Source organism: Micromonospora sp. DT178 (genome assembly GCF_049841695.1).
GTDB lineage: Bacteria > Actinomycetota > Actinomycetes > Mycobacteriales > Micromonosporaceae > Micromonospora.
In genome coordinates, this window is record NZ_JBNCKV010000008.1 from 303,588 (window position 1) to 327,400 (window position 23,813).

The window sequence follows — 23,813 nt, forward strand, 5'->3', positions numbered from 1 at the left end:
TGCACGCCTCTGATCCGCCGTAGCGTAGCTTACGGTCAGGGCCGATACTAGGTCATGCGAGATCTCACTAGAACCGACACGACAACCACCGCCCACCCGAGAAACGGATCCATGATCGACAGCATCGCAACGGGAAACGCGGACGTCGCGTATCTCGGCATCGACATCGGGGGCACGAAGACGATCGCCCTGATGGTCACCCCCGACGGGCAGGTGGCCGGCGGGGTCCAGGCCCCCACCCCCGCCCGGCACGGGCCGGCGATGGTGCTCGACACCGCCGCCGAACTGGCCGGGCGGCTCCTGGCCGGCGGTCGGGTCGCGGGCGTCGGGGTGGGTGCCGCCGGCACGCTGGATCCGGCCACCGGCACCGTCCGGTACGCCACGGACAGCCTGCCCGGCTGGCGCGGCACCAGGATCGCCGACGAGTTGGGCGCCCGACTGGACCGCCGGGTACACGTCGACAACGATGTGAACGCCGCCGCGCTCGCAGAAGCGTGGACGGGTGCGGGGCACGGCCGGGAACACCTGCTCCTGGTCGCCGTCGGAACCGGCCTCGGCGGGGCGCTGATCCGGCGCGGCAGCCTCGACCGCGGCGCCCGGGGGGCGGCAGGCGAGGTTGCCCACCTGCCGGTTCCCGGCGCGGGGCAGCTGCGCTGCGGCTGCGGGCGCCAGGGGCACCTGGAGGCCGTGGCGTCCGGTAGCGGGATCGCCGCCGCCTACGCCCTGGCCGGCGGTGAGCAGGTGAGCGGGCGGGAGGTCGCCGCCCGGGCCGCAGCCGGCGACGCCGTCGCCCGGCGGGTGCTGGATCACGCCGGCGAGACGCTGGGGACGGCCCTGGCCGGACTCGTCGCGTTGCTCGACCCGGAGGCGGTCGTCCTGGCCGGCGGCGCGGCGCCGGCGGTGCTGTCCGCGGCGACCCGGGCCTACCAGGCGGAAGTGCTACCGGCCTGGACCCACGTACCGCTGCTACCGGCCGCGCTGGGTGACAACGCCGTGGCGATCGGTGCAGCCCGAATGGCAATGGAGGACACGTGACAGTCTTCGACGTCATGCGGGGTGGTCTGGTGGTCTCCTGCCAGCCGCTGCCCGACGAGCCCGACGACCCGATGCGGGACGCCTACGTGCAGGCCCGGGTGGCCGCCTCGGCCGCGACGGGCGGTGCGGTGGCGATCCGCGCCAACGGGCTGGACGACATCGAGGCAATCCGTGCCGCCGTCGATGTGCCCGTGATCGGCCTGGTCAAACACGGCGCCACCGGGGTGCTGATCACCCCGACCCCGGCATACGCGGTGCAGGTCGCCACGGCCGGGGCCCACGTCGTGGCCGTCGACGCCACCGACCGGCCCCGCCCGGACGGAGGCAGCTTCGCCGACACGGTACGCGCCGTGCACTCGCGCACCGCCGCCCTGGTACTGGCCGACATCTCCACCCTGGCCGAGGGCATGGCCGCGGTCGACGCCGGTGCCGACGCGGTGGCCACGACCCTGTCCGGCTACACGCCGGCCAGCCCGCCGACGGAAGGCCCCGACCTACGACTCGTCGCCCAGCTCGCCGAGCGGCTGGGGGTACCGGTGATCGCGGAGGGCCGCTACCGTACGGCGCAGCAGGTCCGGCAGGCCTTCGAGGCCGGGGCACACGCCGTCGTCATGGGCAATGCCGTCACCTCACCACTGTGGATCACGCGGTGCCTGGTCGAGGCGACTCCTCGCGCGTCCGGGCCACGTCGGCGCTAGTGCACCCGGGTGTCGGCACCGGCCCCTGCCGGACACCGACCCGGTCGAGGCGGCCCCGGCCGACCCGGCGCGGACCGCGTACGTCTCCTTCACCTCGGGCTCGACCGGCGTACCCAAGGGCGTGGTCGTGCCGCACCGGGCGGTGCTGCGGCTGGCCGACGACCCGGCGCTGTTCGCCGACCGGGCGGGCATGCGGATGATGCGGCTGTCCCCGCTGGCGTTCGACGCGTCCACGTTGGAGCTGCTGGTGCCGCTGGCCAACGGCGACACGGTGGTGGTGTTCCCGCCCGGGGAACCGACGCCCACCAGCCTGACCGAGTTCCTGCGCACCGCCGGGATCACCCACGCGTGGCTCACCTCGGGCGGGTTCCACCTGGTCGCCGACCACCGCCCGGACGCCTTCGCCGGGCTGCGGCAGCTCTTCGCCGGCGGCGTGGTCTCCCCCGCGCACGTGCGCCGGGTGCTGCGGGCCTGCCCGGGGCTGCGGGTCACCAACGGCTACGGCCCCACCGAGAACACCACGTTCACCACCACCTGGTCCGTCGACCACGCCGACGCGACGCCGGACCCGCTGCCGATCGGCGCGCCGGTGCACGGCACCGACCTGTACGTCGCCGACCCGGCGAGGCGCCTCGTCCCGCCGGGGGCGATCGGCGAGCTGGGCACGGCGGGCACCGGGCTCGCCGACGGCTACCTCGACGACCCCGCGCGCACCGACGCGTCCTTCGTCCGGCTCGGGGACCCGGGGGTGCGCCTGTACCGCACCGGGGACCTGGTGCGCTGGGGTGCGGACGAGCAGCTGCGCTTCCTGGGCCGCAACGACCGTCAGGTGAAGATCGCTGGGCACCGGGTGGAGCTGGTCGACGTCGAGCGCCGGCTGCGGGCGCGGCCCGGGGTACGCGACGCGGTGGTGTTCACCACCGGCGACCCGGTGACGGGCGTACGCCTGTCGCCGCGCTCAAGCCCGCCCCCGAAGGCCTGGACGTGGCCGGCGTGCGCCGTGCCGTGGAGGCCGAGCTGGCCCCTACGCCCGGCCGCAGCAGTGGGTGACCGTGGCCGAGTTCCCCCCTCGACCGCAACGGCAAGGTCGATCTGCGGGCCCTGGGCGCGCTGGCCGGGGTGGCGCAGCCCGCTGCCGCGACGGCCACCGGGGCAGCCGGCACGGGTCCCCGCCCCGCGCTCGGCATCGCTGACCGAGTTCGAGGAGCTGGTGACGGAGGCCTGGGTGGAGGCGCTGGGCACCGATGACTTCGACGTCGACGAGGCGTTCTTCGACGTCGGCGGGGAGTCGCTGCGACTGGCGATCGTGCGCCGGCTGCTCCAGGAGCGGCTGGCCGGACGGGCCATCCCGCTGACCGACCTCTACCGCTTCCCCACCGTCCAGACCCTTGCCCGGCATCTGCACGCCCAGACCGAAGGAGCAGGCGCATCCTCATGAACGGCGACATCGCGATCGTAGGCATGGCGGGCCGGTTCCCCGGCGCCGCCGACGTCTGGGAGTACTGGTCCAACGTGGTCGCGGGGAAGATCACGATCAGCGAGCTGACCCGCGGGGAGCTGCTGGCCGGGGGGCGTGCCCGCCGACCAGCTCGACGACCCCGCGTACGTGCCGGCGCGCGGCGTGCTGGCCGACCCGGACCTGTTCGACGCCGCCTTCTTCGGCATCACGCCGCGGGAGGCCGAGACCATGGACCCGCAGCACCGGCTGCTGATGCAGACGGCGTGGGCCACCCTGGAGTCCGCCGGGCTGGCCACCCGGCACCCCTTCGGCCGGGTCGGCGTGTTGGCCGGGGCCGGGTTCAACTACTACGCGCTGCACCACGTGTACGCGCAGCCCGGCCTCGTCGAGACCCAGGGGCTGCTCTCGGTCGTGCTGGGCAACGAGAAGGACCACCTCGCCGCGAAGGTCGCGTACCGGCTGGACCTGGGCGGTCCCGCGGTCACCGTGCAGACCGCCTGCTCGACGTCGCTGGTGGCGGTGCACCTGGCCTGTCAGAGCCTGCGTACCGGCGACTCGGACGTCGCGCTCGCCGGCGGCGCCTGCGTGGCCGTGCCGCAGCAGGCCGGCTACCTCTACGAGACGAAGGGCATCATGTCGCCCGACGGCGCGTGCCGGCCCTTCGACGCCTCGGCCGCCGGCACCGTCCCCGGCAACGGCGTCGCCATGGTGGCGCTCAAACGCGCCGAGGACGCCCGCCGCGACGGGGACACCGTGTGCGCCCTCATCAAGGGGTCGGCGGTGAACAACGACGGCGGCATGAAGGTCGGCTACACGGCGCCCGGCATCGCCGGGCAGATCGACGTGCTGACCCGCGCGTACGCCGCCGCGGGCGTCGACCCCGCCAGCGTCGGCTAGCTCGAGGCGCACGGCACCGCCACCGAGGTCGGCGACGCGATCGAGCTGTCGGCGCTGACCGAGGTGTTCCGCCGGGGCGCGCGGCCGTGCTCGATCGGCTCGGTCAAGGCCAATGTCGGCCACCTCGACGCGGCCGCCGGCGTCACCGGGCTCATCAAGGCCGCGCTGGCCCTGCACTTCCGGCAGATCCCGCCGCTGGCCGGGCTCAAGCAGGCCCGCCCCGAGCTGCTCGACGGGTCGACCCCGTTCACCGTCGACAGCGTGGCCCGCCCCTGGGAGGCCGACGGGCCACGCCGGGCGGCGGTCAGCTCCTTCGGCCTCGGCGGCACCAACGCGCACGTGGTGCTGGAGGAGGCCGACGGCCCGGCCGTGTCCGGTCCCGGGGCGGCCGACGGTCGTACCGAGCTGATCGTGCTGTCCGGGCGCGACCCGGAGGCGGTCCGCGCGGCCGCCGAGCAGTGGAGCGAGCACCTGCGTCAGCGCCCCGACCTGGCCGTCGCCGACGTCGCGCTGACGTCGCAGACGTACCGCAGGCACTTCGCGCACCGGCTCGCGGTCGCCGCGCAGGACGTCCCGGCGGCGCTGGCCCGGCTGCGCAGGGCGCCCGTCCGCGAGGCCGCGCGCCGGCCCAGCGTGCTGTTCCTGTTCCCGGGCCAGGGGGCGGAGTTCCCCGCCATGTCGCGGGGCCTCTACGACCGCTACCCGTCCTTCCGGGCGGAGCTCGACCACGGGGCGGGGCTGCTCGCCCCGCTCCTGGGGCTGGACCTGCGCGACGTGCTGGTCGACGACGACCCGCCCGGGGTCGTGCACCGCACCGATGTCACCCAGCCCGCGCTGGCGCTGCACGAGCTCGCGCTCGGCCGGCTGCTGGTGTCGTGGGGCGTACGCCCGGCGGCGTTGATCGGCCACTCCGTCGGCGAGTTCGCCGCCGCGGCGCTGGCCGGCGAGCTGGCCGCCGACGACATGCTCCGCCTGGTCGCGGCCCGCGGCCGGCTGATGCAGGACGCGCCCGAGGGCGGCATGCTGGCCGTGCTCGCGCCGCCGTCCATGGTGCAGGAGCACTTGCGGGCCTGGACGGCCTCGACGTAGCCGCCCGCAACGCCCCCGACTTCACCGTGGTGGCCGGGCCGGTGGCGCAGCTCGCCGCGTTCCGGGAGCGCCTCGACGCGGGCGGGGTGCACTGCCGGGCGCTGCCGGCGCAGCGCGCCTTCCACTCGCGGATGATGGCCGACGTGGCGCGGCTGCTCGGCGCCGAGGCCGACGGCGTCGCCCGGCGACCCCGGACCGTCCCGGTGATCAGCACCGTCGACGGCACGCTGCTGGGCAGAGGGCTGCCGCGCGCCGAGGGCTACTGGGGCGCGCAGCTGCGTAGCCCCGTGCGCTACCACGACGCACTGCTGACCGGGCTGGGCCTACCCGACCCGGTCCTGGTCGAGGTCGGGCCGGCACCGCGCTCACCGGCATGGCCCGGGAGGGCGGGCAGCGGGTGCCCGGCCGACGCCGTGCTGGTGCTGGCCGACGACGCGGGGCGGACCGCGCTGGGCTGCGGCGGCGAGCCGTCCGTGCCCGTACGGCCGCTGACGGGAGGCGACCTGCCCACCGCGCCCGTCGACTGGCGCGGCTACCAGGCCCCGGAGGAGGTGGTGCGGGGCCTGTCGTACGTCATCTTCACCTCCGACTCCACGGGGGCGCCCAAGGGCGTGCAGATGACGCACCTGTCGCTGGCCAACCGGCTGGTGTGGATGCAGGACGCGTACCCCATCGGCCCCGGCGACGTGGTGCTGCAGAAGACGCCGTACACCTTCGACGTGTCGGTGTGGGAGCTGCTGTGGGCGTTCATGGCCGGCGCGACGCTGGTCACCGCCGAGGCGCAGGCCCACCGCGACCCGCAGGAGATCGTCGAGGTCGTCGCCCACGAGTCGGTGACCACGATGCACTTCGTGCCGTCCATGCTCGCCCTCTTCGTCGAGGAGGCCGGCCTGGGTCGCTGCGCCGGCCTGCGCCGGGTCATCTGCAGCGGGGAGGCGCTGCCGCCGAAGCTGGTCAACAAGCTCACCGGAACGCTGCCGCAGGTCGAGGTGCACAACCTGTACGGGCCCACCGAGGCCGCCATCGACGTCACCGCCTGGCCGTGCTGCCGACCCGAACCGGACGACACCGTCCCCATCGGCCGGCCGATCGCGAACGTCGCCGCGTACGTCCTCAACGAGCGCGGCGAGCTGGCCCCGCTGGGCGTGCCCGGGGAACTGGTCCTGGGCGGGGACTGCCTGGCCCGGGGGTACGCCGGGCGGCCCGACCTGACCGCCGAGCGGTTCGTCGAGGTGACAGTCGCCGGGTAGCCGCAGCGGGTGTACCGCACCGGCGACCTGGCCTGGTGGTCGCCGGACGGGCACCTGCACTACGGCGGGCGCATCGACACCCAGGTGAAGATCCGCGGGCAGCGGGTCGAGCTGGGCGAGATCGAGTCGGTGCTCAACCGGCACCGCTCGTCGCCAACAGCGTCGTGCTGCTGCGCGACGACCTGGGCGCCGCCGCGACCCTGGTGGCGTACGTGGTGGCCGAGCGCGACGCCGACCCGGACGCCGTGGCCGAACCCGCGCTGCGCGCCTTCCTGGCGCGGCAGCTGCCCGACCACATGGTGCCCCTGCGGTACGTGGTCCTACCGGAGCTGCCCGCGACCGCCAACGGCAAGGTCGACCGACGCGCCCTGCCCGCCCCGCCGGCCCTGGTCCGCCGGCGCCCCGCGCCCGATCCGGGCAACGGGGCATGATCCGCGATCCGTGGCGTTCCGGTGGCGCGACACCGGCGACGACCGCGCGCTGGGCCGCCTGATTCTCCTGGTAGCGGGCCTGGTGGCGCAGCTCGGGTGGAAGACTGAGGCTGTCGCCGAGGGGGGATCCCGTATGTCTGCTGGTCGTTACCTTGCGGTCGCCGGCCCGCGCGAGCTCCGGGAGGGCGAGGTGTCCGTGGCCGAGCCGGGGCCAGGCCGGGTGACGGTCGACATCGCGTACACGGGGATCTGCGGCACGGACGTGCACGGTTACACCGACGGGCACATGCTGCCGCCAGCGGTCTTCGGGCACGAGTGGACCGGTTCGATCTCGGCGGTGGGCGACGGAGTGGAAAGGCTGCGGGTCGGCCAGCGCGTGGTGGGCGGCGTGGGGCCGGCGTGCGGCCGTTGCCGCCAGTGTCTCGCCGGGCACGCCCGCAACTGCGACACCGTGTTCGCCGAGGCCAACGGGGTCGACGCCGACGCACCGCCGCACGGCGCCTTCGCCACCCGGGTGCAGGTCACGGCGCGGCGGGTGATCCCGGTTCCGGAGAGCCTCTCGGCGGTGGAGGCGGCGCTCGTGGAGCCGGCCACGGTCACCTTCCACGCCGTGCGGCGGGTGGCGGCGGAGTACGGCAGCACCACCCTGGTCCAGGGCGCCGGCCCGATCGGGCTGCTCACCGCCCAGCACGCGCGCAACGCCGGGGCGGGGCCGATGATCATCTCGGAGCCCTCGGCGGCGCGTCGTGCGCTGGCCGGCCAGCTCGGCTTCGCCCACGTGGTCGAGCCCGCGGACCTGCGGGCCGCGCTGGACGAACTCACCGCGGGCATGGGCGCCGACGTCGTGTACGAGTGCAGCGGCGTTCCGTCGCTGTTCCAGCCGTCGGCGGAGCTGGTGCGCCGGGGCGGGACGCTCGCGTTGCTCGGCTACCCGCTGGAGAACTCGAGCGTCAGCTACGGCGACTGGCAGAGCCGGGAACTGACGGTGATCGGGTCGCTGGCCTACCACCACGAGGACTTCGTGGGCGCCATGCACGCGATCGCCGCTCACCGCATCGACGTGGCGACACTGCACACGGGCACCTTCGGGCTGTCGTCGCTGAAGGACGTCCTCGACGAACTCGACTCGGGACGCAGCGAGCACACCAAGGTGCTGATCGACCCGAACCAGCCGGACGGGGCCTGAGTCGGCCGCCCGCGCGGCCGCCGGGTCAGTGCGGGAAGGCCCGGGGCGCGCGCCGCTCGATCTCGTCGCGGAAGTCCTCGATGCGGGAGGCCACCTGTCGCATGCCGACGGTGTGCTCCAGGCGGTCGAGATAGAGCGAGCGGCGGGCCAGGCCGTCGAGGTCGAAGCTGAAGTAGATCGCCATCAGCGGGTTGACGAACAGGGTGCTGCCCCGGGTGCGGCGGGTCACGTGCACGTCCCCGTCGGCGCCGCGGATGGCGGCGGCGATCTGCCCGTGCACGATGCTTGGCCGCAACGGCGTGGCCGCCTGCCCGTACGCGACCGCGTCCCGGTAGAGCCGCGCCTCCCGGCTGGCGCCCGGGATGGACAGCGCCCCGAGGTACGCGCCGTCGCGGTCGAGGGCGGCGATGTTCTCCAGCACCTGGGTGTGGTTCACCCCGTGGTAGGCGTCGATGCCGAACCCGAGGCACACCACCAGCTTCACCGGCACGTCCAGGCCGGCGACCGCGGCGAGGCTGGTCATGTCCTCGACGGGGGTGCCGAGGCCGGCCTCGTCGCCGCGCATGAGGATGTCGGTGCCCCCGTCGACCAGCACCACCGCGTCCACCCCGAGCGCGTCGACCAGATGCCGGTAGGCGTCGCGCAGCGGCTTCACGCCCACCTGGGGGAAGGCGTACACGGTGCACGGCTGGTCGTTGGCGGCGAGCCAGCGGGCCAGCGCCCGCTCCGGGAAGTAGTCGTCCGGACCGGCGGTGTCGGGGGTGACGGCGGCGACGTCCTGCGCCGCCCAGGCGTCCAGGTCGAGCGTTTCGAGCCGCGTGAAGGAGAGGTTGGCCAGGTGCACGGTCCGACCGGCGTCGCGTAACGCGACGGCCAGCGGAATTGCGGCGTACACGTCGAAGCCGCCACCCGCGCCGGCGATCAGCACGGTGCGGGCGGGCTCCAGCGCGGCGAACAGCGGCGGTACGGCCAGCGACGGCATCGGGCTTCTCCTCGGGTGACGGCCGCAGGGGTTGCGGGCAGGCGGGCAGGACCGGCGTGCGCCGGGAGTGGCCGGTCAGAACAGCGTCGACGGCCCGACCGGCTCCGGTTCCGGCAGCGGCTCGACCCCGGGCAGGCGCGCCCGCACCTCGTCGTGGAACCGGCGGGCTAGCTCGGGCGCGTCGGCGTTGTCCGGGGTGTGCACGAACACCGTCGGCGATCGGCCCTCACGCAGCCAGCCGGTCACCGCGTCGAGCCACGGCTGCCAGCCCTCGACCGTGCGTGCGGGGTCGTCCCGGCCGAGGTACCGGACGATCGGCCGGTCGGTCAGCGCGCGGGTGCGCAGCGGCGTGCGCGGCTTCCTGGTCCACGCCTCGCGTTCCGCGTCGCTGGTCGGCGGGGTGCGGAAGAACGCGGTCGTGTCGAAGGGCACCCACTCCGCGCCGACGGTGGCGAGCGCCTCCTCCAGCGTCCGCGCCGCCCGGGGGTCGGCGAAGAACGCGGGGTGACGGACCTCCACGGCGTACCGGTGGGCGGCGGGCAGCCCGCGCAGGAAACGGGCCAGCGCGGGCACGTCGGCGGGGCCGAACGAGCCCGGCAGCTGGATCCAGAGGGCGTGGGCCCGTGGGCCGAGGGGTTCGACGGCGTCCAGGAAGGCCCGGAGTTCCGCGTCGGCGCCGGCGAGCCGCCGCTCGTGCGTGACGACCTTCGGCAGCTTGGGCACGAACCGGAAGTCGGGGTCGGTCTGCCCCGCCCAGGACGCGACCGTCTCCCGGCTGGGGGTGGCGTAGAAGGTGGTGTTCCCCTCGACGGCGGTGCACCAGCCGGCGTACGCGCGCAGCCGCTCGTGGGCCGGCAGCGGGTGCGCCAGGTAGCGCCCCTGCCAGGACCTGTGCGTCCACATGGCGCACCCCACGTGCAGGCGCATCGGATCCTCCCACCGCTCGACGGCCCGACGCGGGGGGTGACCCGCGCCGCGGGTACGGTATCCGGCCGCGCCGGCGGGGGCGAGTCCACGCACGGACGCCGGCCGTACCCGTGCGGGCACGGCCGGCGTCCACCGGTCCACCGGTCCGGTCAGGCGTGGCCCTGGTCGTGCGGCACGGTGACGGTCACGGTGCAGCCGACCGGACGGCCGATCTCGTCGTGGCCCGCGTACGTCAGCGTGTAGACCCTGTCCCCACCGGCGCCGTCGCGCTCCGCCCGCAGCCGGCCGCTGGTGTCGGGCGTGCCGACGGTGAAGTCGCTGACGTCCGCGGCGTCGCCGCCGGTCACCGCCGTCAGGTTGAGCGCGTACGGGCCGAGGACCCCGTCGCGCAGGTCCGCCGTCACGGTGACGTCGACCATCTGGTGGTTCGGCGGCCACAGCACCGGCCGGTCCACCACGCAGTCCACCTCACGGGTGGGCACCGGCTGGTCCAGGGTGGCGACGGCGTGACCGATCGTCGCGGTCAGCCGCCCGCCGGCCTCGTAGTACATGTGCGCGGTGCGCCCGTCGAAGTAGAACGTCGGCGCGGCCGAGCGCCCCAGGTCCGGCGCGGCGACCATCGAGTCGTGCACGACGCCGAGGTGGACCTCCCGGTCGAGGTCGTCGCCGACGTCCACGGCGTGCATGTTGCCGTCGGCCGCGTGGAAGATCACCAGGTTGCGGCCGTTCCAGCGCAGGAAGAACGGGCCCGAGGCGTTCGGGCCCTGGACGCCCTGCGGGGTGACGATCGGGTCGGGCTGGACCGTCCAGGTCCGCGCGTCCGGGGAGACCGCCCAGCGGATCCGCCGGGACACCGGCCCGGTCGGCCCGGGCGGCGCGGCGGTCGGATTGTCCATGAAGAGCATCAGGTACCGGCTGCCCAGCCGCGGCACGGTGTGCTCGAACACCCGGGCGTAGGAGGTCTCCCCGCCGGTGCTGTCGTCGCGGCTGATCGCCGTCCCGCCGTAGTCGAAGTGGATGCCGTCCTCGGAGGTGGCGTACCGGGTGATCGAGTTCTCGCCGTGGAAGTAGAGGAACAGCTTGCGCTCCCCCTCGACCCAGACCGCGTGCGGGGAGGAGATGTGGCTGACCGTGGAGTAGTGGGGCAGCCAGGTGTTGCCGATCAGCGGGTTGGCCCGGTACTCGGTCCACGGACCGTTGATCGAGTCCGCGTACGCCAGGGCGATCCCGCCGGGCCGCTCGTGGGGCGCGTAGTACAGGTAGTAGGTGCCCAGCGGGTTGGGGAAGTAGTCGGCGGCCCGGATGACGCTCGGGAAGATGAACTCGTTGGTCGGGTTGTAGGTCAGGGCGCTCTTGTCGAACGCGGTGCCCGCGTAGGTGAAGCGCGGGAAGTCGGGGGCCGGGTCGGCGGCGGCCGGAGCCGCACCGGCCAGCGCGGTCACCAGCATGCCCGCTCCGGCTGCCGCCACGGCGGCGCGACCGGGCACTCGGACGGGTGCTTTCGTCATCGCTGTTCCTGCTCTGTCGGTGGGTGGTGGGGCTCCCCGGCCGCCCCGGTACGGGCTGCCGGCGCACGGGCCGTCGACGGAAAGCTTCAGGGGGCGGGGACGGGTCCCCACCGGTGACGACTGTGGACGTCGGGCGGCACGCCGCCGCAGGGCGGCACGAAGTCACGCTGCGTGAGACGGCCGGCCACCACGACGGTGAGCGGGCCGTCCGCCTCGATTGCTAATACGTATTACCATCAATGCTTCTCGAATGTTGCTCGACCCGGGCGAGTCTTGTCAAGAGGTCGGCCGCCGGCCCCGGCGGGACGGCCCATCGGACCCGTCGGGGGCCGCTCACCCCCGAACGTCGCGTCGATAGACCCAAGCTAATCCGCATTACTCCAGGGACTTCATCTTCACGAAATCTCTGCGCCCACCCCTTGACACAAACCCGGTCGGCCCGCCAGGCTCCTCCCCAACGCCGAGCGCTAATACGCATTAGCCGCACCGGAAGGACCTGTTGTGCCCTCTACACCCCGACGCGTCACGCAGCGTGACATCGCCCGGCTGGCCGGCGTCAGTCAGGCGACCGTGTCGCTGGTGCTCAACAACCGGGCCGACGCCGACGTCCGCATCGCCCCCGAGACCCGCGACCGCGTGCTGCGGACCATCGCCGAGACCGGGTACGCCGCCGATCCCGTGGCCCGCCGGCTCGCCGCACGGTTCAACCGGATCATCGGCGTGTTCACCTACGAGCCCGCCTTCCCCAGCGGCAGCCGCGACTTCTTCCACCCCTTCCTGCTGGGCATCGAGGAGTACGCGGAGCGGGCCGGCTGCGACCTGCTGCTGTTCACCAGCGCCCCGGTGGTCGACGGGCGGCGACGCATCTTCCATCAGGACAACCGGCTCCGCCTCGCCGACGGTTGCATCCTGCTCGGGCGCGAGATCGACGCCACGGAGCTGCACCGGCTCAACCGCGACGGTTTCCCGTACGTCGCCGTCGGGCGCCGCGACGACGCGGGCGGCCCGGTGCCCTACGTCGGTGCCGACTACGCGGCCGCGGTGGGCGAGCTGGTGGCCCTGGCCCTCGCCCGCGGCCACCGGCGCCTGGCCTACCTGAACACGGACCTGAGCGCGGAGTCCTCGGCGGACCGGCGGCGCGGGTTCGTCGAGGCCGCGACGGCCACGGAGAGCGCCCGCCACCTGACGACCGTCGCCCGGGACGCCGAGGCCATCCTCGACGACCTGCTGGCCGACCGGACCACGGTGGCCTTCGTCGAGGACTTCGCCACCGCCGTGGCGCTGGAACTGGCCAGCCGGCGGCGCGGCCTGAGCGTGCCCGGCGACCTGTCGATCCTGACGCTCGGCGACCCGACGGTGCCGGTTCCCACCGACCTCGCGTTCACCGGATTCCGCATCCCCCGCGAGGAGATGGGCCGGCAGTCGGTCGAGGTGCTCGCCAGCGTCATCGACGGCAGCGCCGTCGGCGTCCAGCAGCGGCTCCTGCCCTGCGAACTCGTCGAGGGCGACACCCTCGGCACCCCTGATCGGCGGTCCACCGCAGCTGAGCGGTGACCGTGCAACCCGGAAGGAAGCAAGTGGTACAGATGCGTGCGGACGTCCTCGTCGTCGGGGGCGGGCTGGGCGGGGTGGCGGCGGCGCTCGCCGCGGCCCGGGCCGGCCGGTCGGTCATCCTGACCGAGGAGTTCGACTGGCTCGGCGGACAGCTCACCAGCCAGGCCGTCCCGCCGGACGAGCACTCCTGGATCGAACAGTTCGGAGCCACCGCGAGCTACCGGGCCCTGCGCACCGGGATCCGCGACTACTACCGCCGGCACTACCCGCTCACCGAGCGGTCGCGGGCCTGGACCGACCTCAACCCGGGAGCCGGCTGGGTGAGCCGGGTCTGTCACGAGCCCCGGGTGGCCGTCGCCGTCATCGAGCAGATGCTGGCGCCGTTCCTCGGCTCCGGCCGGCTGAGGGTGCTCCAGCCGTACCGGCCGGTCGCCGCGGAGACCGACGGGGACCGGGTGGTCGGCGTGACCGTCGCGCACCGCGACCGCGACGAGCGGATCGACCTCGTCGCGCCGTACATCCTCGACGCGACGGAGACCGGCGAACTGCTGCCGCTGACCGGCACCGAGTACGTCACCGGCTTCGAGTCGCAGGCCGACACCGGCGAGCCCAGCGCGCCGGCCGAGGCGCAGCCGATGAACATGCAGGCCGTCTCCGTCTGCTTCGCCCTCGACCACGTCGACGGCGACCACACCATCGAGCGGCCGGCGAACTACGACTTCTGGCGCGACTACAAGCCCGACTTCTGGGGCGACCGGCTGCTGTCCTGGCGGTCGCCGCACCCGCGCACCCTGGAGATCGTCGAGCGCAGCTTCACCCCCAACCCGGACGACGACCCGCTGGCCGTCAACGCCGACCAGCGGCTCAACCCCGGCGACGGCAACCTCTGGACGTTCCGGCGCATCGCCGCCCGGCGCAACTTCACCGACGGCGCGTACGACAGCGACATCACGCTGGTGAACTGGCCGATGATCGACTACTTCGAGGGTCCGGTCATCGACGTGCCCAACGCGTCGTGGCACCTGAGCAAGGCCCGCGAGCTGTCGTACTCGGTGCTCTACTGGATGCAGACCGAGGCGCCCCGGCCGGACGGCGGGACCGGCTTCCCCGGCCTGCGCCTGCGCGGCGACGTGACCGGCAGCCGTGACGGCCTGGCGCAGGCGCCCTACATCCGGGAGTCGCGCCGCATCCGGGCCGAGTACACGGTGGTCGAGCAGGACCTGTCGCTGGCCGTGCGCGGCGAGCACGGCGCGGTCGCCTACCCCGACTCGATCGGCGTCGGGATGTACCGCATCGACCTGCACCCCTCCACCGGTGGCGACAACTACATCGACGTCGGGTCGTGCCCGTTCGAGATCCCGCTGGGCGCGCTGATCCCGCAGCGGGTCGAGAACCTGCTCCCGGCCGGCAAGAACATCGGCACCACCCACATCACCAACGGCAGCTACCGGCTGCACCCGGTCGAGTGGAACGTCGGCGAGGTCGCCGGCCTGCTCGCCGACTTCTGTCTGGCGCGGGGCGAGTCCCCGCGCGCGGTCCGCGGCACCCCCCGCCTGCTGGCCGACTTCCAGGACCGCCTCTCGGCGGCCGGCGTGGAACTGCGCTGGCCTCAGATCGCGGGCTACTGAACACCCCCGTTTAGGAGAAGATCATGAGATTGGGAAAGGCTGTGCGCGGTGTCGCGGCGACACTGGCCGGTGTCCTCGCGCTGACCGCCTGCGGTGGCGGTGACGAGGCCGAGAACAAGGGGCCGGCGAGTCTGCGGATGACCATCTGGTCCGCCAACGAGGCGCACCTCAAGCTGTTCAACGAGATCGCCGACGAGTACCGCAAGACCCACCCGGACGTCGCGGCGATCAAGTTCGACCCGCTGCCGTTCGAGAACTACACCACGACGCTGACCACGCAGATCGCCGGTGGCAACGCGCCCGACCTGGCCTGGGTGTTCGAGAACTCGGCCCCCGACTTCGTCGCCTCCGGCGCGCTGCTGCCGCTGGACGACAGGCTCAAGAAGACCGAGGGCTACCAGTACGAGGACATCTCCCCCGCCACGCTCAAGCTCTGGCAGGACGGGGGCAAGCTGTATGCGTACCCGTTCTCCACCTCGCCGTTCGGGGTCTTCGTCAACACCGACATGCTCAAGAAGGCCGGGCAGAAGACCCCGGCCGAGCTGATCGCGGCCGGGCAGTGGAACTGGGACACCGCGCTGACCGTCGCCGGCGCCACCGCCGGTGCGACCGGCAAGGCCGGCCTGGTGATCCGCGACTTCGACTACAAGGGCTGGGACAACCTGTCGACCGTGTGGACGGGTTGGGGCGCCCAGGCGTGGAGCGAGGACGGCAAGTCCTGCGGCTTCGCCGCCCCGGAGATGGTCGAGGCGATGACCACCCTGCACAAGGCGATCTTCACCGGCAAGGCGCTGCCCGGCCCGGGTACGACCGCCGACTTCTTCGCCGGTGACGCCGCCATGACGGTCACCCAGATCTCCCGCGCCTCGCTGCTGAAGCCGGACGGCTTCGGCTGGGACCTGGTGCCGCTGCCGGCCGGGCCGAAGGGCAACTACTCCGTGGTCGGTCAGGCCGGCGTCGGCGTGATGAAGAAGAGCAAGAACGCGGACGCGGCGGCGGACTTCCTCGCCTTCCTGACGAACCCCACCAACTCGGCCAAGCTGGCCCAGTTCTTCCCGCCGCCGCGCCAGTCGCAGCTCACCGCGGAGACGCTGGCCAAGTCGAACCCGACGCTCAAGCCCGAGCAGTTGCAGAAGGTCGTCATCGACGGCATCACCAACGGCGTGGTCAAGCCCAGTCACGCCGGGCAGGCCGAGCTCAGCCAGCAGGTGCGCGCCGGGCTCGACCCGCTCTGGAAGGCCGACGCGGACGTCAAGGCCGTCCTCGACGGTGTCTGCACCAAGATCCAGCCGCTGCTGGCGAAGTAGGGCAGCCTGACCATGTCCCAGACGGACACGACGGTGGGCGGGGTCGAGGCCCCGCCCACCCGGGACCGGTCGCGGCCGTACTGGACCAGCCGCCGCCGCGACCAGCTCACCGCTTACCTGTTCATCGCTCCCCAACTGCTCGGTAGCGCCGTCTTCGTGATCCTGCCGCTGATCCTGGTGGTCTGGTACAGCCTGCACGAGTGGAACGTGCTGGCCGGCACGTTCGAGTTCGTCGGCACCGAGAACTACGCGAACCTCGCCGACGACACCAACCTCGGCTCGGTGCTGCGGGCCACCGGCCTCTTCTCGGTCGGGCTGGTGGTGTTCAACCTCGGCCTGGCTCTGCTGCTCGCCGTACTGCTCAACCAGAAGCTGCGCGGGACGATCGTGTTCCGCACCCTGTTCTTCTCCCCCGTGGTCGTCTCGCTGGTCGCCTGGACCATCGTGTGGGGGTTCCTGCTGCAGGACAACGGCGGCGTGAACGGCCTGCTCGACACGGTCGGCGTGGACGGGCCGAACTGGCTGCGCGGTGAGGGCACCGCCATGCTCTCGGTCGTCGTGGTGCAGGTGTTCAAGAACGTCGGCCTCAACATGGTGCTCTTCCTGGCCGCGCTCCAGGGCGTGCCGGCCGAGCTGTACGAGGCCGCCGAGGTGGACGGGGCGAGCCGGCTGCGCCAGTTCTGGCGGATCACCGTACCGATGATCAGCCCGACCATCCTGCTCACGTCGATCATCACGGTGGTCGGTTCGTTGCAGGTCTTCGCGCAGATCGCGGTGCTCACCCAGGGCGGCCCCGGCACCTCCACCACGGTGCTCGTCTACTACCTGTACCAGCAGGCGTTCCAGTTCCACCACTTCGGTTACGGCGCCACCCTGTCGATCGTCCTGTTCGTCATCGTGCTCGCGCTCACCGTGCTCCAGTGGCAGATGCGTAAGAGGTGGGTCCACCATGAGTCGTGAGCTGTCGCGCCGGACCAAGCTGGTGCTCTACGGGGTGCTGATGGTCCTGGCGGTCCCCTTCGTCTTCCCGACCTGGTGGATGGTCACCTCGTCGCTGAAGCCGGTGGCGGACATCTTCGCCTTCCCGCCGAAACTACTGCCGGTCGACGCGGAGCTGGACGCGTACCGGCGGGTGTTCGAGTTGCAGCCGTTCGGCCAGCAGTACCTGAACAGCCTCTACATCGCGCTGGTGGTCACCGTCGGCACCCTGGCGGTGGCGGCGCTGGCCGGGTACGCCTTCGCCCGGATCCGCTTCCGCGGCCAGAACGTGCTCTTCCTGGTGATCCTCGCCGGCCTGCTCATCCCGAGCGAGGTGACGATCGTGCCGCTGTTCCAGATGTTCTTCAAGCTGGGCCTGGTCGACACCCACTGGCCGCTGATCCTGGTGCCGATCCTCGGCGCGCCGAGCGTGCTGGCGACCTTCATCATGCGGCAGTTCTTCATCAGCCTCCCCGGCGAACTGGAGGAGGCGGCCCGGGTGGACGGGCTGGGTCGGTTCGCCACCTTCTGGAAGATCGCCCTGCCGCTGTCCCGGCCCGCGCTGGGCGCGGTCGCCATCTTCACCTTCCTGCACAGCTGGAACCTCTACCTGGAACCGATCGTGTTCCTCTCCTCGCCGGAGAAGTTCACCCTGCCGCAGGCGCTCACCCAGTTCGTCGACGCCTACGGCGGCCCGATGTGGAACGTCCAGCTCGCCGCGGCGTCGATGACCGCGCTGCCGGTCCTGGTGGTCTTCGTCATCGCGCAGAAGCAGTTCGTCGAGGGCCTGGCGCACACCGGGCTCAAGGGATGACGGTGCCGGCGCCCCTGGTGGGCCTCGACATCGGCGGCACCAAGACGGCGGCGGCGCTGGTCGGACCCGACGGGGAGGTGCTCGGTCGTCGCCTGGCACCCACCCCTGCCGGGTCGGGGCCGGCCGCCGTGCTGGACACCGCCGCGCGGCTCGCCCGGGAACTGCTCGACCGGGGCGGCGCCGGCCCGGTCGGCGTGGGCACCGCCGGCACGGTCGATCCGGCCACCGGCACCATCCGGTACGCCACCGACAGCCTGCCCGGCTGGTCCGGCACGCCGGTCGCCGACGAGTTGGCCGAGCGGCTTGCCCGACCGGTCCGGGTCACCAACGACGTGAACGCCGCCGCGCTCGGCGAGAGCTGGGTCGGCGCGGGCCGGGACCGGCGGGACCTGCTGCTGGTCGCCGTCGGCACGGGCCTGGGCGGCGCGATGCTCCAGCACGGCCGGATCGCCACGGGCTCCCGGGGCGGCGCCGGCGAGGTCGGGCACCTCCCGGCTCCCGGCGCCGAGCGGTTGCGCTGCGGATGCGGCCGGTACGGGCACCTGGAGGGCGTCGCCTCGGGCACGGGGCTGTCCGCCGCGTACGCCCTCGGGACCGGCCTGCGGATCACCGGCCGGGCCGTGGCCGAGCGGGCGGCGGCCGGTGAACCGACCGCCCGGGAGGTGGTGGACCGCGCCGCCACGGCCCTCGGCCGGGCCCTCGCGGGGCTGGTCGCCCTGCTCGACCCGCAGGCGGTGGTGCTCGCGGGCGGGGCGGCCGACGCGCTGCTCCCCGGCGCCCGCGCCGCCTTCACCGCCGAACTGCCCGTGGCCTGGGCGGACGTGCCCCTGCTCCCCGCGGCGCTCGGCGCCGACGCGGTCGTCGTGGGCGCCGCCCGGCTGGCGGGCCACCACCCCGGCCACGGCCGGCTGGCGGGCGACAGCCCCGCCGTGGTCACCGACGAGAGGACGAGAGCGTGAACGTGTTCGACGAGCTGGCCGGCGGCCTCGTGGTCTCCTGCCAGCCGGTGCTCGACGATCCCGACGACCCGATGCGCGACCCGTACGTCCAGGCCCGGGTGGCCGCGGCGGTGGTACGGGGCGGCGCGGTGGCCGTCCGGGCCAACGGCACCGCCGACGTCCGGGCGATCCGCGCCGCCGTCGACGTGCCGGTCATCGGGTTGCACAAGCAGGGTGTCGACGGGGTGTTCATCACCCCCACGGCGGCGCACGCGCTCGACGTCGCCGCTGCCGGCGCGCACATCGTCGCCGTCGACGCCACCGGCCGTCCCCGCCCGGACGGGCGCAGCTTCGCCGACACCGTCCGGGCGGTCCGGGAGCGGACCGACGCGCTGATTCTCGCCGACGTCTCCACCCTCGAGGAGGGCGTGGCCGCCGTGCGGGACGGTGCGGACGCCGTCGCGACCACCCTCTCCGGCTACACCCCGGCCAGCCCGCCGACCGACGGACCGGACCTGACGCTGCTGGCCCGGCTCGCCGGCGTGCTGTCCGTGCCGGTGATCGCCGAGGGCCGCTACCGCAGCGCCGAGCAGATCGGGCAGGCGTTCGCGGCGGGCGCCCACTCGGTGGTGATGGGCAACGCGGTCACCTCGCCGCTGTGGATCACCCGTCGCCTGGTGCCGGCCACCCCGGCGGGGGCCCGGCTCACCTGACGGCGCGTGGCCGGGTGCCCGCCGGCGCCGCGGCGGTGGTGCCGGGCACGATGGCGCACGGCAGGCTGCGTTGCAGGGCGTCGGCGCCCGGCGCGGGACCGACCAGCTGTTCGAAGAGGAGGCGCACCGCGCCCGCGCCCATCTGCTCGCGGGGAATCCGGAAACCGGTCCAGTCGACATCACCGGGACTGCCGTCCTCGACGTCGCCGAGCTGGGCCAGCGACAGGTCCCCGGGAACGGACATCCCCCGGGCCAGCGCCGCCGCCCGGATCCGCGGGGCCAACCCGGAGGGCCAGACGACCGCCGCGGTGAGCCCGTTGTCGTCGAGCAGGTCGAGCGCCTCGCCGCCGGTCAGCCCGGTGCCGTCCAGCACCACCGGGCGGCTGCGGGCGGCGCGTACCGCCTGGTGGTAGCCCTGCGCGCGGTCGGCCGACGGCTCGTCCCGGCGGAGGTCGCCGAGGAACCCGACCCGCTCGTGGCCGAGGGCGAACAGCCGCTCGACCACCTGACGGGTGGCGGTCACGTAGTCGGCTCCGACGTACGGCACGGTGCCGGCGTCGGACTCCCGTCGGCCGATGAAGGCGAACGGGAAGTCGCGGCCGAGCAGGTCCGCCAGGTCACGCTTGTCGTCGTGCCGGCCGAGCAGGACGCAGCCGTCGGCGACGCCGAGCCGGCGGGATCCGTCGCCGAGCAGGCGCCGCCCCTGCCGGGACGGGGTGCTGGTGAAGAAGAGCAGGTCGCAACCGAGCTCCTCGGCCTGGGCCTCGACCCCGACGAGGAACGGGTGGTAGAAGTCCCGGCTGTCGCGCGGGAAGACCGGCTCGTAGGTGAAGACGCCGATGATCCGGGTGCGTCCCCCGGCCAGGCGTTGCGCGGCGGGGTTCGCGACGTACCCGGTCATCCGGATCGCGTCGAGCACGCGCTGACGGGTCTGCTCACCGACGCGTCGGCGACCCGTGTCGCCCCCCTTGAGGATCAGTGACACGGTCGCCTGGCTGACACCGGCGAGCCGGGCGACATCGGCCTGGGTGGCCCGTCCGTTGGTGCCTGGCATCGTCGTCACCTCCGTGTCCCGGCCGCTGGCCGGGGGCCCGCTCCCGCGCCGTCGCCCCGGCTGGTCATGCGCATGACCACACGATCGCACACGGCGACGTCTCGGGAGCGGGCTGCCGTGAATGATCAGCCCATGGGCCGCCGAGAGTCAATGTTACGCGGGGGTTTCATATTCTGGCGGCCCGGCTCTTGACAGCTCGGGCCTGCGGAAACATTCTGGTTATGCGCATGACCACATGGTCGCCGACCGGTCCCGGCAGGGGCAGGAAAGGCGTACCGATGATCCAAGCTCCACCCCGGCGGGCAGCCGGCCGCCGACCCCCAGCGGGCCGGGCACGGGTCGGCGTGCTGGCCGGTTCCCTCCTCCTGGCCGCCACGGCCGTGGCGCCGGCGGTCGCCGCCCCGCCGGCGGCAGCCCTCACCCGACCGGCCGCCTCGACCTCCGTGTACCGGAGCATGCCGACCGACCCGACCGCCGTCGTCCTCGGCAGCGCGCGGTTCCCGGTGCACGGCGACGGCGTCGGCGACGACACGGCCTCGGTGCAGGCCGCCATCGACGAGGCCTCCCGCCGGGGCGGCGAGAACTGGCTGGGCAACATCGTCGGCGGGGCACGCAACGTCACCGTCGGCGACGGCGGCGGCGTGGTCTTCGTGCCGGAAGGGCGTTACCGCCTCTCCCGGCAGGTGGACCTGCACGCCTCGGTACGCCTGGTCGGCTTCGGCGCCGAGCGGCCCGAGTTCGTCCTCGGCGAGTCCACCCCCGGCTTCCAGGACGGCAACCAGTCCTTCCTCTTCGCCGCGCTGCGCCGGCCCTTCCAGCCCGACGCGCCCCGCAGCTTCGGCAACAACGACACCTTCGGCACCGGCCTGGTCAACCTGGACATCCGGATCGAGCCCGGCAACCCCGCCGCGGTGGCCGTACGCTTCAGCGGCGCGCAGATGTTCGTGCTCCAGGACCTCGACATCCACGTGGGTACGGGATACGCCGGGATCGACCACAACGCCAACCTGATCCAACGGGTCAACGTGTACGGCGGCACCGTCGGCATGCTGGCCTTCGCCGCCTCGCCCGGCTGGCAGACCACCCTGCTGGACACCACCTTCACCGGTCAGCGCGAGGCGGCCGTCAAGCTGCACACGGACAGCAAGCTGAGCCTGATCCGCAACCGCTTCGTCGACTCGCCGGCCGGCATCGTCGCCACCGCGAACCAGACCCAGCGCCTCTACGTGCAGGACTCGGTCTTCGAGAACATCAGCGGGGCGGCGATCACCCTCAACGACAGCGAATCCGTCGCGGGTGGCGGCGAGCCGGAACTCTTCCGCGCCCAGAACCAGCTCAACGTGGTCGACACCGGGGTCACCGGGACCGGCGCGCTGCTGACGACCGTGCCCAGCGGACGCACCTGGGTCGGCCCCGGCCCGTCGTACCTGGTGCGGGACGCCACGCTCGGGCTCCGGGTCGACGACGCGCTCGGCGACACCGAGCGGCGCACCGACGGCGTCCTGGTCTCCGCGACACCGGCCGCGCCGGCGAGCTTCGCCCGGCTGCTACGCACCGACGCGCCCCTGCCACCGGCCACCGGCGGCTGGGTCAACGTGGTCGAGTACGCCGCCGCCAGGGGCGTCACGGTCGGCACCGGCACCAGCGACGACCACGCCGTCTTCCAGCGGGCCCTCGACGAGCACGACACCGTGTACGTGCCGATGGGGCGGTACCTGATCGGCGACACCCTGCGGCTGCGGCCGCAGAACAACCTGATCGGCCTGCATCCCCGCCAGACCTGGCTGAAGCTGCCGGACGGCGCCGCCGGATTCACCGACCCGGACCGGCCGAAGGCGATGGTCCAGACCCCGCCCGGCGGGAGGAACCAGGTGACCGGCCTCGGCCTGGACTCCGCGCAGCAGACCGCGGGTTCGGTGCAGGTGCACTGGCGCTCCGGCGCGCAGAGCTACCTCGCCGACATCGCCACCCAGTTCGTCAAGTGGCACCCGGAGCAGACCGCGCCCGGCGACCCCGGCGCCGGTGATCCCGGCTACCAGTACCGGGGCCGGCACAAGTACAGCTTCTGGGTGCAGGGCGGCGGCGGGACCTTCGCCAACATCTGGAGCGTCGCCGGCTGGGCCGACAACGGGTTCCTCGTCGAGAACACCTCGGTGCGCGGCCGGATGTACGAGGTCTCCGTCGAGCACCACGAGCACCGCGAGGTCGTGCTGCGTCGCGTCCGCAACTGGCAGCTGCACGCGTTGCAGACCGAGGACCACATCTACGGCTGGCGCTCCCAGGCCGTCGAGCTGGACGACGTGCACGACGTCCTGTTCGGCAACACGGTCTTCTTCCGCGTCGCCACCGTGCAGGGCCCGTACCCGTACGCGGTGGGGCTGCGCGACAGCAGCGGGATCGTGATCCGGGGCACCCGGGGCTACCGGCCGGACAACGTGGCCAACACCCGGTGGGGCGCCACCGTCGCCGACGTGACGACCGGCCGGACCGTGCCCGAGATCGAGGTGGCGTACCTGGGGGTCGGGGTGACCGGCGCGACGCCCGGCCCGGCCGGCGCCCACGTCGCGCTGGACGCGCCGGAGATCCGGGTGCTGCCCGGCCGGACCGGGGGCACCGTGCTGCGGGTACGCAACGACGGCCCCGGCCCGGTCACCGCCGTGACCGTCGGCGCCGACGCGCCGGCCGGCTGGCAGGTGCGGGCGCGGCCGGACACCGCACGGCTGCCCGCGGGCGCCACCACGCCGGTCGCGGTGAGCGTGCAGGTCCCCGCCGACGCGGTGACCGACGGCACGGTCCGGTTGACCGTCTCGTTCACCCGGGCCGGCCACCGGCAGGAGATCGCGCAGACCCTGCGGGTGGGCGTGACCGGGGAGAACCTCGCCCGGGGCGCCGCCGTGCGGGCGAGTTCGGTGCTCTCCGGCAACGTCGCCGCCAACGCGGTGGACGGCGACCGGACGGGCGCCCGCTGGATCTCCGGCTCAGCCGACCCGGCGCCGACGCTCACCCTGGATCTCGGTGGGCCGGCGGAGCTCCAGCGGCTCGACCTCTACAGCGGTGTGGCCGGCTCGGAGAGCCTGCGGGTGCGGGCGTTCCGGGTGGAGGCCCTGGTCGACGGGGCCTGGACGACCATCGGTTCGGCCGGGGCGAACACCGCCAGCCCGGCCCGGGTCGACCTCGGCGGCGCGCCGGCCGGGGTCCGACAGGTCCGGCTCGTGTTCACCGAACCCAGCCCGACCGACGGGTTGGCCCGGATCTTCGAGGTGGAGATCCACGGCCTCCGCTGACGCGCAGGGAGCGGGCCCGGGGCAGCCGACCGTCAGCGCCCCGGGCACCGCCCGCGCCGCCTGCGGCCGACGGGCGGCGCG

General features: G+C 73.6%; 17 protein-coding genes and 2 pseudogenes. 15 read left to right on the forward strand and 4 right to left on the reverse strand.

The annotated features are described in order from the left end of the window. Positions 1 to 111 precede the first annotated feature (111 nt). The 7 genes and pseudogenes from ACLQ22_RS17775 to ACLQ22_RS17805 all read left to right on the forward strand — a co-directional run bounded on the left by ACLQ22_RS17775 (position 112) and on the right by ACLQ22_RS17805 (position 8,045). Complete coding sequence (locus ACLQ22_RS17775; RefSeq protein ID WP_425693283.1) at positions 112 to 1,035, forward strand: ROK family protein; 924 nt, start codon at positions 112 to 114, stop codon at positions 1,033 to 1,035. Next, a complete protein-coding gene (locus ACLQ22_RS17780; protein ID WP_425693284.1) occupies positions 1,032 to 1,733 on the forward strand; it encodes an N-acetylmannosamine-6-phosphate 2-epimerase in 702 nt (233 codons plus the stop codon). The genes ACLQ22_RS17775 and ACLQ22_RS17780 overlap by 4 nt, the downstream gene beginning before the upstream one ends. After that, entirely contained in the window at positions 1,654 to 3,171 is a 1,518-nt protein-coding gene (locus ACLQ22_RS17785; RefSeq protein ID WP_425693285.1) for a non-ribosomal peptide synthetase, read from the forward strand. The genes ACLQ22_RS17780 and ACLQ22_RS17785 overlap by 80 nt, the downstream gene beginning before the upstream one ends. Next, positions 3,168 to 3,275: pseudogene (locus ACLQ22_RS17790) on the forward strand (beta-ketoacyl synthase N-terminal-like domain-containing protein); the annotation flags it as partial. The gene ACLQ22_RS17785 and the pseudogene ACLQ22_RS17790, both read left to right, overlap by 4 nt. Then, positions 3,246 to 6,428: pseudogene (locus tag ACLQ22_RS17795) on the forward strand (beta-ketoacyl synthase N-terminal-like domain-containing protein); the annotation flags it as partial. The pseudogenes ACLQ22_RS17790 and ACLQ22_RS17795, both read left to right, overlap by 30 nt. Before the next feature lie 35 nt (positions 6,429 to 6,463). Next, the gene (locus ACLQ22_RS17800; RefSeq protein WP_425693286.1) at positions 6,464 to 6,859 is read left to right on the forward strand and encodes an AMP-binding enzyme; all 396 of its coding nucleotides are present in this window, start codon (positions 6,464 to 6,466) and stop codon (positions 6,857 to 6,859) included. Between the two features lie 133 nt (positions 6,860 to 6,992). Then, positions 6,993 to 8,045: a zinc-dependent alcohol dehydrogenase gene (locus ACLQ22_RS17805; protein WP_425693287.1), complete on the forward strand. Its 1,053-nt coding sequence runs from the start codon at positions 6,993 to 6,995 to the stop codon at positions 8,043 to 8,045. A gap of 25 nt (positions 8,046 to 8,070) precedes the next feature. Here the strand turns inward: ACLQ22_RS17805 and ACLQ22_RS17810 are convergent, their stop codons facing one another. The 3 genes from ACLQ22_RS17810 to ACLQ22_RS17820 form a co-directional block, all read right to left on the reverse strand. After that, positions 8,071 to 9,027 (reverse strand): DUF1152 domain-containing protein, encoded by a 957-nt coding sequence (locus ACLQ22_RS17810; RefSeq protein ID WP_425693288.1) that lies wholly within the window; start codon positions 9,025 to 9,027, stop codon positions 8,071 to 8,073. Positions 9,028 to 9,102: 75 nt separating this feature from the next. Further along, positions 9,103 to 9,930 (reverse strand): DUF72 domain-containing protein, encoded by an 828-nt coding sequence (locus ACLQ22_RS17815; protein ID WP_425693318.1) that lies wholly within the window; start codon positions 9,928 to 9,930, stop codon positions 9,103 to 9,105. Positions 9,931 to 10,103: 173 nt separating this feature from the next. Continuing rightward, a complete protein-coding gene (locus ACLQ22_RS17820; protein ID WP_425693289.1) occupies positions 10,104 to 11,462 on the reverse strand; it encodes a hypothetical protein in 1,359 nt (452 codons plus the stop codon). A gap of 501 nt (positions 11,463 to 11,963) precedes the next feature. Here ACLQ22_RS17820 and ACLQ22_RS17825 point away from each other — a divergent pair. Genes ACLQ22_RS17825 through ACLQ22_RS17855 form a run of 7 tightly spaced genes read left to right on the forward strand, consistent with a single transcriptional unit; the run spans position 11,964 to position 19,394 of the window. After that, positions 11,964 to 13,016, forward strand: a complete 1,053-nt coding sequence (locus ACLQ22_RS17825; protein WP_425693290.1) for a LacI family DNA-binding transcriptional regulator — start codon at positions 11,964 to 11,966, stop codon at positions 13,014 to 13,016. Between the two features lie 32 nt (positions 13,017 to 13,048). After that, a complete protein-coding gene (locus ACLQ22_RS17830; protein WP_121398587.1) occupies positions 13,049 to 14,644 on the forward strand; it encodes an FAD-dependent oxidoreductase in 1,596 nt (531 codons plus the stop codon). Positions 14,645 to 14,667: 23 nt separating this feature from the next. Next, entirely contained in the window at positions 14,668 to 15,951 is a 1,284-nt protein-coding gene (locus tag ACLQ22_RS17835) for an ABC transporter substrate-binding protein (protein ID WP_425693291.1), read from the forward strand. Between the two features lie 12 nt (positions 15,952 to 15,963). Then, a complete protein-coding gene (locus ACLQ22_RS17840) occupies positions 15,964 to 16,911 on the forward strand; it encodes a carbohydrate ABC transporter permease (protein ID WP_425693292.1) in 948 nt (315 codons plus the stop codon). Beyond that, on the forward strand, positions 16,901 to 17,743 hold the full coding sequence (locus ACLQ22_RS17845) for a carbohydrate ABC transporter permease (RefSeq protein WP_132239790.1): 843 nt from the start codon (positions 16,901 to 16,903) through the stop codon (positions 17,741 to 17,743). The genes ACLQ22_RS17840 and ACLQ22_RS17845 overlap by 11 nt, the downstream gene beginning before the upstream one ends. Positions 17,744 to 17,745: 2 nt before the next feature. Continuing rightward, on the forward strand, positions 17,746 to 18,702 hold the full coding sequence (locus ACLQ22_RS17850; protein WP_425693293.1) for an ROK family protein: 957 nt from the start codon (positions 17,746 to 17,748) through the stop codon (positions 18,700 to 18,702). Continuing rightward, the gene (locus ACLQ22_RS17855; RefSeq protein ID WP_425693294.1) at positions 18,699 to 19,394 is read left to right on the forward strand and encodes an N-acetylmannosamine-6-phosphate 2-epimerase; all 696 of its coding nucleotides are present in this window, start codon (positions 18,699 to 18,701) and stop codon (positions 19,392 to 19,394) included. The genes ACLQ22_RS17850 and ACLQ22_RS17855 overlap by 4 nt, the downstream gene beginning before the upstream one ends. Here ACLQ22_RS17855 and ACLQ22_RS17860 read toward each other — a convergent pair. Further along, positions 19,387 to 20,448 carry a LacI family DNA-binding transcriptional regulator gene (locus ACLQ22_RS17860; RefSeq protein WP_425693295.1) on the reverse strand — a complete coding sequence of 354 codons (1,062 nt, stop codon included), beginning with the start codon at positions 20,446 to 20,448 and terminating at the stop codon, positions 19,387 to 19,389. The genes ACLQ22_RS17855 and ACLQ22_RS17860 overlap by 8 nt on opposite strands. 278 nt (positions 20,449 to 20,726) lie before the next feature. On the opposite strand from ACLQ22_RS17860, the gene ACLQ22_RS17865 reads away from it, so the two are divergent. Further along, the gene (locus ACLQ22_RS17865) at positions 20,727 to 23,732 is read left to right on the forward strand and encodes a glycosyl hydrolase family 28-related protein (protein WP_425693296.1); all 3,006 of its coding nucleotides are present in this window, start codon (positions 20,727 to 20,729) and stop codon (positions 23,730 to 23,732) included. The last annotated feature ends 81 nt before the right edge of the window (positions 23,733 to 23,813 follow it).

Excerpts from the sequence above, each read along its gene's own strand:
- ACLQ22_RS17775 (WP_425693283.1), top strand. The coding sequence starts at position 112 with ATGATCGACAGCATCGCAACGGGAAACGCGGACGTCGCGTATCTCGGC.
- ACLQ22_RS17785 (WP_425693285.1), top strand. The coding sequence starts at position 1,654 with ATGCCGTCACCTCACCACTGTGGATCACGCGGTGCCTGGTCGAGGCGA.
- ACLQ22_RS17805 (WP_425693287.1), top strand. The coding sequence starts at position 6,993 with ATGTCTGCTGGTCGTTACCTTGCGGTCGCCGGCCCGCGCGAGCTCCGG.
- ACLQ22_RS17810 (WP_425693288.1), bottom strand. The coding sequence starts at position 9,027 with ATGCCGTCGCTGGCCGTACCGCCGCTGTTCGCCGCGCTGGAGCCCGCC.
- ACLQ22_RS17815 (WP_425693318.1), bottom strand. The coding sequence starts at position 9,930 with ATGTGGACGCACAGGTCCTGGCAGGGGCGCTACCTGGCGCACCCGCTG.
- ACLQ22_RS17820 (WP_425693289.1), bottom strand. The coding sequence starts at position 11,462 with ATGACGAAAGCACCCGTCCGAGTGCCCGGTCGCGCCGCCGTGGCGGCA.
- ACLQ22_RS17830 (WP_121398587.1), top strand. The coding sequence starts at position 13,049 with ATGCGTGCGGACGTCCTCGTCGTCGGGGGCGGGCTGGGCGGGGTGGCG.
- ACLQ22_RS17835 (WP_425693291.1), top strand. The coding sequence starts at position 14,668 with ATGAGATTGGGAAAGGCTGTGCGCGGTGTCGCGGCGACACTGGCCGGT.
- ACLQ22_RS17840 (WP_425693292.1), top strand. The coding sequence starts at position 15,964 with ATGTCCCAGACGGACACGACGGTGGGCGGGGTCGAGGCCCCGCCCACC.
- ACLQ22_RS17845 (WP_132239790.1), top strand. The coding sequence starts at position 16,901 with ATGAGTCGTGAGCTGTCGCGCCGGACCAAGCTGGTGCTCTACGGGGTG.
- ACLQ22_RS17860 (WP_425693295.1), bottom strand. The coding sequence starts at position 20,448 with ATGCCAGGCACCAACGGACGGGCCACCCAGGCCGATGTCGCCCGGCTC.
- ACLQ22_RS17865 (WP_425693296.1), top strand. The coding sequence starts at position 20,727 with ATGATCCAAGCTCCACCCCGGCGGGCAGCCGGCCGCCGACCCCCAGCG.